Genomic DNA, 12,510 nt, shown 5'->3' on the forward strand with positions numbered 1-12,510 from the left:
ATAATATGAGCTTTTATTTTAAGGAGATTTAATGCAAAGAACTTTATCAATCATTAAACCTGACGCTGTTAAGAAAGGTGTTATAGGTCAAATTTTAAGTCGTTTTGAAGCAAATGGCTTAAGAATTGCAGCTATTAAAAAGCTTTATTTAACAAAAGAACAAGCAGGAGAATTTTACGCAGTTCATAAAGAAAGACCATTTTATAAAGATTTAGTTGAATTTATGACTAGTGGTCCTGTTGTAGTATCTGTTTTAGAAGGCGAAAATGCAGTTGCTAAAAATCGTGAATTAATGGGAGCAACTAATCCAAAAGAAGCAGCTAAGGGAACAATAAGAGCTGATTTTGCTGAAAGTATTGACGCAAACGCAGTGCATGGTAGTGATAGTTTAGAAAATGCTAAAATAGAAATAGAGTTTTTCTTTAATAAACTTGAAATAAATTAAAATGAAAATTGCTTTTAGTAAAATTAATTCGGTAAAATACCCTTTTAAGTTAGATTTTGATAATTTAATATTAGAAGGCTTTTTAAAGAGAAAAGATAATAAAATAGTTACACTAGACGCAATTTTAGTAGGCAATGTAATTCATTATTGTGATAGTTGTGCTGCTGAAATTGAGATTGAAATTAATGAAAAAATTAATTTAGATTTGAGCGATGGTGTATTTAAAGATGAAGAAAACGAATTAAGCGACACTATGGAATTTTATGATGGTGAAATAGACTTAATTGAAGTATTAAAAAGCGAATTAGCTTTATATTTAAGCGATTATTTTTATTGTCAAAAATGTAAATAAGGAGAATAACATGGCAGTTCCAAAGAGAAGAGTTAGTAAAACAAGAGCAGCAAAAAGACGCACTCATTACAAAATTGAGCTAGTAAGACCGATTAAAGATAAAGATGGTAGTTGGAAATTACCTCATAGAATTAATCCAACAACTGGCGAATATTAATACCTATGATAAAAGTTGCTGTTGATGCTATGGGTGGAGATTTTTCTTTCACCCCAATAATTAGTGGAGTTATAAAAGCGTTAAAAGAAAAAGATAATTTTAGCGTTATTCTAGTTGGAGATGAAGAAAAAATAAAAAGTCAAATTCCATCAGAATTATCAAATAGAGTTGAATTTGTTCATACTACCGATGTTTTTGATATGGATGAAAATTCTACAGATGTTTTAAAACGCAAAGACAGCAGTATTTATAAAGCAGTTGAATTAGTAAGAAACCACGAAGCAAATGCAGTTGTTTCGGCTGGGCATAGTGGTGCTACAATGAGCCTTGCAACCCTTAGAATAGGTAGAGTAAAAGGTGTTTTAAGACCTGCTATCGCAACTTTAATGCCTACTTTTAACGGCAGGGTTTTGGTATTAGATGTAGGTGCTAATGTTGATTGCGAAGAAGAAAATTTATTACAATTTGCAATAATGGGCGAAGCTTATGCAAAAGAAGTAATGAATATAAAAAATCCTAAAATTGCACTACTTTCAAACGGAGAAGAAGATTGCAAAGGAAACAAACTTACAAAAGACACACATAAATTATTAAGAGAACATTTAAGCAATTTTATAGGCAATGTTGAAGGCGGACATATATTTGCCGGAGAATGTGATGTAGTAGTTTGCGATGGATTTACTGGAAATATATTATTAAAAACTGCAGAAGGTGCTGTAGGCATTTTTGCTAAGTTGTTAAAAAATGAGATTAAAAAATCATCATTGTCAAAACTTGGTTATATGCTTAGCAAAGGTGCATTTAATGCTTTAAAACAGCATTTAGACTACGACCAATATGGTGGAGCTCCATTATTAGGAATTGATGGATGTGCTATCATTAGCCACGGAAAAAGCAATGAAGAAGCTATAAAAAATGCAATTTTTCAAGCTTTAAAATTTGCTAATTCAAATGTAAACAAAGTGATTGAAGATGAAATTAAAAGCTTGCATTAAAAGTATTGCTTCGTATTTACCAGAAAAAACACTAACAAATAAAGATTTTGAAAGTTTTTTAGATACAAGTGATGAATGGATATTAAAAAGAACAGGAATTAAGCAAAGATATATTGCTAGTGAAACTGAAAATACTAGCGATTTAGCATATAAAGCAGCTATAAAAGCTATACAAAGAGCTAAAATTCAAACTAATGATATAGATTTAATAATAGTAGCTACATTAAGTCCTGATTATTTTACTATGCCATCAACTGCAGTAGTTGTAGCAAATAAACTTGGATTAAAAGGTGTAAGTGCATTTGATATAAGTGCTGCTTGTTCGGGATTTATTTATATGCTTGAGCTTGCTCGTTCTATGGTTGAAAGTGGTGCTAAAAAAAATGTATTAATAATAGGAGCTGAAAAAATATCTTCTGTTCTTGATTATACAGATAGAACTACTTGTGTTTTATTTGGAGATGGCGCTGGAGCTTGCGTTGTAAGTGCAAGTGAAGGTAAAGGAATTATAGATATTCATACAGGAAGCGATGGAGAATTTAAAGATTTATTATGCACTAAGCGTTCAAATCAAACAAAACAATTAGAGCCTATTAAACTTGAAATGAAAGGCAATGAAGTATTTAAGGTAGCTGTTAAAACATTATCAGATGATGTGTCGTATTTATTAGATAAAAACAAACTTAAAACAAGTGATATAGATTTATTTATACCACATCAAGCAAATCTTAGAATTATCTCTTATGTTCAAGAAAAACTTGGCTTAAGCGATGAGCAGTGTGTTGTATGTGTTGATAAATTTGGTAATACTTCAGCTGCGTCAATTCCAATAGCTATCAATGAAGCTTACGAACAAGGTCGTTTAACAAATGGCAAATTAATGCTTTTAGACGCATTTGGCGGTGGATTTACTTGGGGTAGTGCTTTAGCTTATTTTGATGGAATTGATTATAAGAATTTATAAAATTCAAATCATATTACTATTTATAAAAGAATTTAATTAAGTATATTTTTGTTATAAAATCTTGAAAGTATATTTATTTAACTTATTAATTAAAATTTTTGCAATATTTTTATAAACTTGATTATTCAAATATTCTTTATTTTCAAGAGATTTAGTATAAATATTATAAATTATTTTAATATTAATTTTAATTTAAGTTTTAAAATGTATAATCCAAACTTATTTTTATTTTAAGTCTTGTTAGCTCAGCAGGTAGAGCATCTCACTTTTAATGAGGGGGCCGCTGGTTCGAATCCAGCACAGGACACCATTTTTTTTGATCCAGGTTTGAGACCCTTTCGTCTAGTGGCTCAGGACGCCATTCTCTCCGTTTGGAAACGAGAGTTCAAATCTTTCAAGGGTCGCCATGGTCGCTTAGCTCAGTTGGTAGAGCGCCACCCTTACAAGGTGGATGTCATAAGTTCGAGTCTTATAGCGACCACCATTCATTAAATTCGGTTGCGGCGGTAGTTCAGCTGGTTAGAATATCGGCCTGTCACGCCGGAGGTCGCGGGTTCGAGCCCCGTCCGCCGCGCCATTTAATTTCGCTTAAGATAAATCAATTTTCCCAAGTTTTTTAATAGGTCAAATTAATTTTTGTATGAATATTTTCTAACTCAATAATAACTACAAATATTTTAAAATACATTACTAAAAGCAACAATAAAATATACTTATAAAAACCTAAATTCAAGTTATTATAAAACTTTTAAAAATATTAAAATATTAATTCAAATTCTTTATAAATTTAAACGCAAAATATATTTATCATTTAAGCTAGAATTAAAAATGGGGGGGGGTATAATACTTTTTTTAATTTTTAAAAGGAGTTTTTATGTCTTATGTAGAACAAGTTTTAGGCACAGATGAAAGCGTTGTTTTAAAAGCCAAAGTTAGTATTTTTGCTTTTATAGGTGATTTATTTGCTATTTTAATTTTAGCAATTTTAAGTATTGCTATTCATCCTTTTATTGCTATATTTATCATCTTTCTTTTACTTCGTATGTTCGTTATCATTACAACAACAGAACTTGCTTTAACAAATAGAAAAGTTATAGCTAAATTTGGCTTTATTAGAAGAGATACAATAGAGCTAAGATTAGAAAAAATAGAAAGTATCAGAGTTGGTCAAGGAATTCTTGGTAGGATTTTTAATTTTGGCACAATATTTATAAATGGTGCTGGTTCTTCTGCACCTGTTCCTTTTATTGGTGAACCAATAAAATTTAAAAAAAGTGTAGATGAATATATAGAAAATAAATTATCAAAATAAGCCCTATTTCTAGGGCTATTTTTTAAAACGAATATCTTAAAGTTCCGTTTATATTGTAGTTTGTATTATATTTTCCACTAAATGATTTTTCAGCATCTAAGCTAAACTTAGTATTTTTACCTAAGTTAAAATTAGCTCCTACACTTGCAAATCCACGACTATCTTTAAAGCCTTTTTCAACTCTTGTAGTTGTGCCATCGCTTAAAGTTATAGTAGGAGTGTTATTTAAATCAAACGCCCCGCCAACACTAGCTCTTAAACCAAAAGTATCATTAATATTCGCACCAGCGCTTAAAGCAACTTTTGCTGCTCCCATAAATTTACCTTCGCTTTTTAAAGTAACTTTATCATTACCCTTTAAATTAGCCACAGGAACATAGCCAAGGATTAATTCAGCACTAGGCTCAAGATAAAAATCACTTCCCATTCTATATCCAGCCTCAACGCTACCTAAAAATCCACTTCCGCTATCTTTTAAATCACCTAACCAAACATTATCTTTAAACGTTGATTTATGATTGGTGTATCTAGCTGTAGCGTCAATAAATAAGCCATCATTACCAACTAAGCTAACATAAGCACCAATGCCGTGATTTTTCACCTTAGAATTACTTGAATTACTTGTGCTTTGACCTATATTTGCCATTACACCTGAATATAATTCTCCATAATTTGTGCTAGTTTGCTTATCTGCACCAAATTGCACTTCATAGTATTTTATTTTAGCACTATCAATCTTGCCTTCGCCACCAAAACTTCTAATCCAAATTCCAGCATTTTTGCCATCATTATTTCTTAGTTCGCCCATTCTTTTGTTTAGATTGTTCCATTCACTAACATAAGAATAATAAGTCTGATTTAGCATATTTTTTGCATCTGTTAAAGCCTTAGTATTAGCACCTTTTAAAGTAAGTTCAATCTCATTACCATTAATGTTAGACCCTACTTTAATAGCTTCTTCAATTGCAGCGTTTTTAATATCTTTTTGTGCTTCTTCAATTGCTTTATCAAGGCTAGTTTCACTTGCTACAATCTTGCTTGTATCATTTGCAACTTTATTAGCATTTGCCATTACCTCATCACTTGCAGTTCCTTTTGCAACTTCATTTGCTTTTTGAGCAATTGCACCTACGCTTGAGCTTGCATTATCTAAGATACTCTTATCAGCACCACTTTTGCTATCAGCACTAAAATTATCACTTGTCTTACTAGCATCAGCCCTACTTGCAGCCGCATTAACAGGATTTGCTACAACTGAATAATAAATATAATCCTCATCTCCTTGCTTTAATGTCCCGCTTAAGATATTTTTCTTATCTAATGAATATACACTTAGACCATCATAAACTCCGATTTTTGTAACGAAGTCTTCTGCTGTTGCATTTCCATTTCCAATCTTTAATAAAGCTAGTGGAAGATTTGCTAGATTAGTTGCATCAGCTTTGCCATCATTTACACTTAAACCAAGTAATCCTATTTCATTTGCCTTACCACTTGTGCTATTTCTTGCAATCATTGTGCCTAAGAATGTATTGTTTGTGCCACCCATAATAAATGTATTATTACTTGCATTTAAATCATTTGCTAAAATTCTACCTGTAATCTTAGAATTATTCACATTTAATTTATCAGCTTTCATATCGCCAAATACAATAGCCTTATTTAAATTAATGCTTGAACCTTTTGAGATAGGGTCTTTATAAAAATTCGCAGCACTAACTTGATTTGCCAATACACCAGTAGTTAAATCATCACCAATATCAGCATTACCTATAACTTGAGCTTTGATAGCTGAACTATTGATATTTATATCTTTTGCTTGTAAAAGAGTTGTATTAGCACTCTTATCTAATTTATAAGCACTCTCTATACCTGTTAAGCTTAGATTATTTGAAGCTGCGATATTAGCGTCATAGCTAATCTCTCCGTGATACACTCTAGCTTCTTTATCTAGCCTTTCTACATCTTCAACGATACCACTTAAGCTTAGATTTCTAGCCTTAACATCTTTATCAAATGATGAACTAACAGCATTGATTGAGCCGTAGTTTGTAACGCTTTCTCTAAATAAAGCTTTATTAGCATTTACGTTAAACTCTGCGTCTTTTAAGTTTGTTCCGTGTGTAAGCTTATTTATAACTGCATTTTTAAGAGTAATTGTTTTAGAACTTGTAGCTTTATCGTTTGCTATAATATTTTCTGCATAAGTATTTGTTAGGCTTATATTTCCATCATTTACATTGATATTTGTAAATCTTGACATTGTGTTTTTAGCTTCATCATTGTCAATATAAGAAAATGCAGGATTATACTCTTGATTGCCGTTTTTATCTTTTACTCTTTCGCCACTTTCATCTCTTTTTTCTTCTAATAAATTTCCTAAAGCTTTTAAATCGCCCTTAGCAATATTTACATCACTTGTAAAACTTGAGTTATTAGCATTTAAATTACCTTCTGTAATATAAACACCGCCTGTATTTTCAAAACTACTAACAATAGTATTTATATCGCCTTTAGTAACTTTTACAACCCCATCTCCACTCATTTCAAAACCAGTTGCATCAATACCACCATTAGCTATCAAATCACCAGTTTCCATCTCTTCACTATCTACATATTTTAAAGCGTCTTTATAAAATGTAGTGCTATCAATATCATGAGAATTTGAAGTTGCTGCTTTAATAAGTGGTAAGAACTTTTCTTCATTATTCATTATCTCATCAAGTCTCTTCATATCTTCAGCACTTGCTATTTTTTCGCTATTTAAAAGAGTTGAGAAATGCTTATTCGCTAATTCTTTTTGATGAGCTCCACTTATGAATTTTCCATCAGTTTCTACATTACCATTTATTTTTGTTCCATAAATTTCTATATCACCTTTACTCTTAACTCCCTTTTTAATGTCCGAAAGGATAAATCTAGCTTTGCCGTTTTGATTATCAATCGCACCTTGAAAAGTTGTGTTAAAGCCATAGAATGAATTATTTGCACTTGCTTTAGTATTTGCTGTAACTTTACCTTTTACAATAGAAGTTTCAAATTTAGCTAAATTAGAACTTGTTATATCTCCACCATATAAATCACTTGTTTGTTCTCCATGTGGAATATCAGGTTCTCTTGCTATGTATGGTTTATCATTTCCAACTGGTGTTCCCATTACATATAAATCTTTAGCACTTACGCTACCATTTACATCAACTTCAAGTAAAATTACATCTCCATTGCCACTAATAGCTACACCATTTTTACCCTTAATATCGCCTTCATCTAAGAAAAATACTCCATCATTATTAATATTATTAAATTCGCTTTCTTTAGAATAAATTCCACCCTTATTAATAATATCTCCACTAATTGTAGTATTTACAATAGCTAAATTTAACTTTTTACCTGTTAAAGTTTCTATTTTATTAAATAATTCTTTATTTTCTACCGCATCAATACCATTATTAGCTGCTATTGAATCTACAGCATCTTTTAGACTTTGATTGTTTAAATTATTAGTAATACTTCCTAATACATTTCCAAATCTTTCAAATTTATTATTATCTATAATACTCACACCATTATTAGTGATATTAGCATTTAAATCAGCATGATTTTTATAATCAAATCTAATCCATTGATATTTATCTTTAGTAGTTGTAATGCTTGTAGTAGCGTTGTTTGGGTTAATGTAATAGATATTTTCTTCTTTTCCAACTTCGTTTGAATTAACGCTTTTTGCGTTTAAGCTAGTGCTAAGAATTAATGCACTCGCAACTAATGAGAGCTTAAATACCCCCCCCCGTAATGTGTCTAGCCATGACATCTCCTTAAAAAAATAATTTTGCCTAAGCAAGTCGTGATGATAATTTATATAAATTAAATATAACTTAAATTATGTTTGATTATAAAAAATAATCAAACATAGAATTTCAATTTGCATTATTATGTAATTTATGCGGCATATTTAATCTAACTTCAGCAGCTTTATTATTAGAATCTATATCAAAAGCAGCACCAAAGCCTTTTACAAATCTACCTGATTTTATACTTAATTGTATAAAATGAAAATCTAGCATTTTGCTAAAAATATTTACCTCATTTCCATATTTTTCTTTTAAAACTTCAAATAATTCTTCTCTTCTATCATCAACTATTTTTGCATTTACTTGATATTTGAGCCTTTTTCTTGCAAATATTGTTTTAGCTTTACTCTCATCTTCTAAAAACATTATTTCTATATTGTTAGGGTTGTTTTTAATACTTGAAAAATGTTCAGCAACTTCGCTTATGAAAATAAACATTTCATCATTTTTAAAAATTATTGGAGCATAAGAGCAAATAACTTGATTATCTTTGCTAACACTAGCAATATTTACACTTTTAAAAGAATGTTTAAAATTTTTTATTTCTTCATCTAAATTATTAGAATTTATTTTTGTTTCGCTAACTAGTTCTATTACACTATAATGAAGTGTATCTTCACTAGCCTTAGTTTTATAATCTAAATGTAAAATTTCTCCATCATACAAAATATCCATTCCGCTATAAGTTATATCTATTAACTCCACATTTTGAGCATCTTTATTTGTATGATGCTTTACTAGTCTAAATAAAGAATCTTTATGGTCTTTATTCATATGTTCTTTTGCTTGTTGTAATTTCATGATTTTTTCCTTAATATAAATTGTAAAGTTTTTTGTTATTTTTAAATCGTTTTCATCGGGATGTTTTTTGCTATTTTTCCATAATTTCTCCTTTTCTTTTGTAATAATATAATTAGGGTTTTCTTTAGCTAATTTTTTTGCATTATTTATATATTCATCACTAATAGCTCCATTTACTGCTTGTATGCCTAGCACTTGATTATTTTTATTAAAAATATTAAAAAACATTTCTTTTTTATTTTTTATATATTCGCTATTTTTATCTGCTCCACAAGTAAAAATTATGCCTAAAATCTTATTTTGTATTTTTGGCATATTGCTTGTGATACTGCCTTTTTCTAACCAAAATACTAAGAAAATATACCTATGCTTATCAATGTCTTTATAATGCTCTAAATTAAAGCAATCAATATTTAAAAGTTTAGCGATTTCTAAGGCTATTTTTTTACTGCTATTATTTTTGCTAAGATATAAAACAACCATTAATTCATCCTATATTCTATATTTTTTAAAAATACACAACCTAAAGCTTGCTTATCTAGTATTTTGTATTTCATATCTAAAATTAGTTTTTTTGTATGATTTGCAAAGAAGTCATTTCCAGTAATGCTTAAAATATTTATTCCGCTGTTTGAAATGCTAAATCTAACGCTAACTTTACTTATCCTTTCAAGTTTTAACATTTTTGCTTTTTTAGGATAAGAATTATCAAGTTCATTAAAAATTATATTGCTTTTGCAAAATTGTGAATTTATATTTTTAGGATATTCTTTAACCATATTAATCTGATTGTTAGTAATAAGATTTTCTTTAGTTTCTTCTTTGTTTTCATTTGCTGTATTGCTTGTGCTTTTAGTATCTTGTTTTGCTTCTTTTTTAATTTTTACTTTTTTATTTGCTTTTAAATTTGTATTTTTTATATTTATTTCTTTTTGTATAACTTGCTCTGATAAATTATTTTGTTGGTTGAAAATCTCTTCTTGAAGGATTTTTTGATTATTTACAAAATCTTCTTTTTTTGTTTCAATTATTTCAATATTAATTTTTTTATTATCAATTATAATTTCTTCAGTGCTAAGTGGTATCGTTAGTGCGACAATGTTTATTATCAAAGAAATTATAAAAAATCTCATTATAATTCCTTTGACAATTCTTTCATATTTATAATAATTCTCGGACTTGCCCTAAGTATTGATGAAGAATTTGTTTTTATTAGATTATTGTTTTTGAATGCTTTAGTATGTTTTAAAAAATTGCTTATAATTTTTAAATCTCCGTCATTAAAATAAAAAATATAATCAGGATTTTTACTTATTATATATTCTTTATTTACTATTGGCGTTTGTTCTTTTAAATCACATATATTTTTCATACCAAAAGCTTTAATAACATCATTTGCTAAATTGTTATCACAAAATAACATTATAGGGTTTGATGAGAAAATAAACATAGCTGTTTTATCTTTTGCAAGATTGTGAAATTCTTTAATTCCTAATTCAAATTCTTTGATGATTTCTTGTGCTTTATCTTTTTTGTTTGTAATTTCTCCTAATTTAGCAATATTGTTTTTTAGCTCTTTGAAAGAATTAGCTTTAAAATCTAAAATTTTTATATTAAATTCTTTTAATTTTTCTAATCCTAATGAATGTTGACTTGTTATTACAACATCAGGTTTTAATTCTATTATTTTTTCAATGTTTGGTCTTGTGTATGTTCCTACGCTTGGTAATTGTTTTGTTTTATCTTCTGGATAAATGGTAGAAGTGGTGGTGTTAGCTATAGCTAAAATATTATTAAAACTATCTAGTTCATATAATATTTCTACAGCACTAGGTTCTAAGACAACTAATTTATTTGCATTTAAATTAACTAAAATTAATAAACTTAATAAAATTTTTTTCATTTTTTCTCCTAAAATATAACATTTAAATTATTTTTATTTTCATAAATATCACAATCAAATTCAAAAATATTTTTAATGTTTTCTTTATTAAAAACTATTCTTGTTTTGTCGTAAAATAAAATATTTTTATCTTTAACAAAAGCTATCTCATCACAAAATCTAATACTTGTGAATAAATCATGTATTACCATTAATATAAGCAAACCATCCTTTGCTAAGTCTTTTAATAATTGCATTAAAAATATAGAGTAATTAATATCAAGTGGAGCACAAATTTCATCTAATAATAAAATTTTTGGTTTTTTTATTAAAGCTCTTGCTAACATTACTTTTGCAAATTCTCCACCACTTAAATTATTAGTAAGATTATTTTTATAGTTTTGTATATTTAAAAATTCCATTATTTCATCAAGTTTTTTGTAATCATTTTGTATATAAAATGAATTGTTTTTACTAAATAAGCCCATCATTATAAAATCACTCACACTAATGGGCATAAATTGATTTGACTTTTGTGGAACATAAGAGATTAAATTACTTAAATCTTTATGATTTAATAGTTTTAGATTTTTATTTTTAAAACTAATTTCGCCTTTATACGAAAGCAAATTGATTATACATTTAATTAAAGTGCTTTTACCACAACCATTTTTACCCATTAAACCTATAAAATTTGATGAATTAAAATTTATATTTAAATTGCGAAAAATTATTTTGTCTTGATACGAGAATGAAAAATTTTTAATTTCAAGCATAGTTTTTCCTTAAAGCTAAATATATAAATAAAGGAACTCCAAAAAATGAAGTAATAATGCCTACAGGAATTTCTATGGGATATAATATATTAAATGCTAAGTTATCACAAAATAATAAAAAAATTCCCCCTATAAATATTGAATATGGAATTATTATTTTATTAGATGAAGTTTTAAAATACATTCTTAATGTGTGAGGGATAATTAAACCAATAAATGCTATAAGCCCACAAAAAGCTACAGAAAAAGCAACTGCAATACATGAAATTATTAAAAATAGTTTTTTGCTTTTACTTGCATTAAGCCCCAAAGAATTAGCTTCTTCATCTCCACATAATAACAAATCAAGTTCATATCTTTTAATATAAAAATACAAAATACATATTATGCTTGCAATATATACAATTATTACTATATTCCAATTTGCATTACCTAAGTATCCCATTAGCCAAGCACTTATTTTAAAACTATCTTCTCCTATTAAATATATAAAAAAAGATGTTATAGAGGCCAATAGTGTTGAAGTGGCTATTCCTAAAATTAATAAAGTTGCCATATTTTGATTTTTTTTATAAATAGAAAATATAAAAAATGTAAAAAGTATGCAAGATAAAAATGCAAAAAGTCCAAAATAAATCTCACTTAAATTAAACATAAATGCAATTAAACTACCAAATGTAGCAGCCGATGCTATTCCTATTATATAAGGATCAGCTAGTGGATTTAAAAAACATCCTTGAATAACTGCTCCACTACTAGATAATAAAGCACCAACTATAAATGCTAATAGTATTCTAGGTGCTTTTAATTCTATAAATATTTGATACAAAATATCTAAATCATTTAAATCATTATTTAAGCTTATTAGTCTACATAATGCTTGAAAGCCGAAATTAGATTGAGGTGAACTAATTCCAAGCGATAATAACATACATACAATACTAATTAAAGCTAGAAATAATGATTTTTTCATTG

12 protein-coding genes and 4 tRNA genes are annotated in these 12,510 nt (G+C 28.0%); 10 read left to right on the plus strand and 6 right to left on the minus strand.

Features of this window, described 5'->3' with window-relative positions; translation table 11 throughout:
• Window positions 1-31: 31 nt before the first annotated feature.
• The 10 genes from ndk (at window position 32) to KJR01_RS03050 (ending at window position 4,225) form a co-directional block, all read left to right on the plus strand.
• On the plus strand, window positions 32-445 hold the full coding sequence (ndk, locus tag KJR01_RS03005) for a nucleoside-diphosphate kinase (protein WP_214116937.1): 414 nt from the start codon (window positions 32-34) through the stop codon (window positions 443-445).
• 1 nt (window position 446) lies between these two features.
• Window positions 447-797, plus strand: a complete 351-nt coding sequence (locus KJR01_RS03010; protein ID WP_214116939.1) for a hypothetical protein — start codon at window positions 447-449, stop codon at window positions 795-797.
• Between the two features lie 10 nt (window positions 798-807).
• On the plus strand, window positions 808-954 hold the full coding sequence (gene rpmF, locus KJR01_RS03015) for a 50S ribosomal protein L32 (RefSeq protein WP_214116941.1): 147 nt from the start codon (window positions 808-810) through the stop codon (window positions 952-954).
• 5 nt (window positions 955-959) lie between these two features.
• Window positions 960-1,949 carry a phosphate acyltransferase PlsX gene (gene plsX, locus KJR01_RS03020; RefSeq protein ID WP_214116943.1) on the plus strand — a complete coding sequence of 330 codons (990 nt, stop codon included), beginning with the start codon at window positions 960-962 and terminating at the stop codon, window positions 1,947-1,949.
• Window positions 1,927-2,913, plus strand: a complete 987-nt coding sequence (locus KJR01_RS03025; protein WP_214116945.1) for a beta-ketoacyl-ACP synthase III — start codon at window positions 1,927-1,929, stop codon at window positions 2,911-2,913. Before plsX ends, KJR01_RS03025 begins: the two co-directional genes overlap by 23 nt.
• Before the next feature lie 234 nt (window positions 2,914-3,147).
• A tRNA-Lys gene (locus KJR01_RS03030) sits at window positions 3,148-3,223 on the plus strand.
• 21 nt (window positions 3,224-3,244) lie between these two features.
• Window positions 3,245-3,320, plus strand: a tRNA-Glu gene (locus tag KJR01_RS03035).
• A gap of 1 nt (window position 3,321) precedes the next feature.
• Window positions 3,322-3,397: transfer RNA gene (locus KJR01_RS03040), tRNA-Val, on the plus strand.
• A 16-nt stretch (window positions 3,398-3,413) separates the two neighbouring features.
• Window positions 3,414-3,490: transfer RNA gene (locus tag KJR01_RS03045), tRNA-Asp, on the plus strand.
• Window positions 3,491-3,787: 297 nt separating this feature from the next.
• Window positions 3,788-4,225: a PH domain-containing protein gene (locus KJR01_RS03050; RefSeq protein ID WP_214116947.1), complete on the plus strand. Its 438-nt coding sequence runs from the start codon at window positions 3,788-3,790 to the stop codon at window positions 4,223-4,225.
• A 22-nt stretch (window positions 4,226-4,247) separates the two neighbouring features.
• Here KJR01_RS03050 and KJR01_RS03055 read toward each other — a convergent pair whose 3' ends face one another.
• From KJR01_RS03055 to KJR01_RS03080, 6 genes are all read right to left on the minus strand, one after another.
• The gene (locus KJR01_RS03055; RefSeq protein WP_214116949.1) at window positions 4,248-8,036 is read right to left on the minus strand and encodes an autotransporter outer membrane beta-barrel domain-containing protein; all 3,789 of its coding nucleotides are present in this window, start codon (window positions 8,034-8,036) and stop codon (window positions 4,248-4,250) included.
• Window positions 8,037-8,142: 106 nt separating this feature from the next.
• Window positions 8,143-9,360 carry a flavodoxin family protein gene (locus tag KJR01_RS03060; RefSeq protein ID WP_214116957.1) on the minus strand — a complete coding sequence of 406 codons (1,218 nt, stop codon included), beginning with the start codon at window positions 9,358-9,360 and terminating at the stop codon, window positions 8,143-8,145.
• Window positions 9,360-10,010 (minus strand): hypothetical protein, encoded by a 651-nt coding sequence (locus KJR01_RS03065; RefSeq protein WP_214116959.1) that lies wholly within the window; start codon window positions 10,008-10,010, stop codon window positions 9,360-9,362. The genes KJR01_RS03060 and KJR01_RS03065 overlap by 1 nt, the downstream gene beginning before the upstream one ends.
• Window positions 10,010-10,780: an ABC transporter substrate-binding protein gene (locus tag KJR01_RS03070; protein ID WP_214116961.1), complete on the minus strand. Its 771-nt coding sequence runs from the start codon at window positions 10,778-10,780 to the stop codon at window positions 10,010-10,012. The genes KJR01_RS03065 and KJR01_RS03070 overlap by 1 nt, the downstream gene beginning before the upstream one ends.
• A gap of 8 nt (window positions 10,781-10,788) precedes the next feature.
• Window positions 10,789-11,535, minus strand: coding sequence for an ABC transporter ATP-binding protein (locus KJR01_RS03075; RefSeq protein ID WP_214116963.1), 747 nt, complete (start codon window positions 11,533-11,535; stop codon window positions 10,789-10,791).
• Complete coding sequence (locus KJR01_RS03080; RefSeq protein ID WP_214116965.1) at window positions 11,528-12,508, minus strand: FecCD family ABC transporter permease; 981 nt, start codon at window positions 12,506-12,508, stop codon at window positions 11,528-11,530. Before KJR01_RS03080 ends, KJR01_RS03075 begins: the two co-directional genes overlap by 8 nt.
• Window positions 12,509-12,510 lie beyond the last annotated feature (2 nt).

The sequence above is a fragment of the Campylobacter sp. 2018MI10 genome, from assembly GCF_018501175.1.
In the GTDB taxonomy this organism is placed as follows: Bacteria; Campylobacterota; Campylobacteria; order Campylobacterales; family Campylobacteraceae; genus Campylobacter_E.

Bases quoted from the DNA above. Each gene is read 5' to 3' on its own strand.
- ndk (WP_214116937.1), top strand. From the start codon at position 32: ATGCAAAGAACTTTATCAATCATTAAACCTGACGCTGTTAAGAAAGGT.
- KJR01_RS03010 (WP_214116939.1), top strand. From the start codon at position 447: ATGAAAATTGCTTTTAGTAAAATTAATTCGGTAAAATACCCTTTTAAG.
- rpmF (WP_214116941.1), top strand. From the start codon at position 808: ATGGCAGTTCCAAAGAGAAGAGTTAGTAAAACAAGAGCAGCAAAAAGA.
- plsX (WP_214116943.1), top strand. From the start codon at position 960: ATGATAAAAGTTGCTGTTGATGCTATGGGTGGAGATTTTTCTTTCACC.
- KJR01_RS03025 (WP_214116945.1), top strand. From the start codon at position 1,927: ATGAAATTAAAAGCTTGCATTAAAAGTATTGCTTCGTATTTACCAGAA.
- KJR01_RS03050 (WP_214116947.1), top strand. From the start codon at position 3,788: ATGTCTTATGTAGAACAAGTTTTAGGCACAGATGAAAGCGTTGTTTTA.
- KJR01_RS03055 (WP_214116949.1), bottom strand. From the start codon at position 8,036: ATGTCATGGCTAGACACATTACGGGGGGGGGTATTTAAGCTCTCATTA.
- KJR01_RS03060 (WP_214116957.1), bottom strand. From the start codon at position 9,360: ATGGTTGTTTTATATCTTAGCAAAAATAATAGCAGTAAAAAAATAGCC.
- KJR01_RS03065 (WP_214116959.1), bottom strand. From the start codon at position 10,010: ATGAGATTTTTTATAATTTCTTTGATAATAAACATTGTCGCACTAACG.
- KJR01_RS03070 (WP_214116961.1), bottom strand. From the start codon at position 10,780: ATGAAAAAAATTTTATTAAGTTTATTAATTTTAGTTAATTTAAATGCA.
- KJR01_RS03075 (WP_214116963.1), bottom strand. From the start codon at position 11,535: ATGCTTGAAATTAAAAATTTTTCATTCTCGTATCAAGACAAAATAATT.
- KJR01_RS03080 (WP_214116965.1), bottom strand. From the start codon at position 12,508: ATGAAAAAATCATTATTTCTAGCTTTAATTAGTATTGTATGTATGTTA.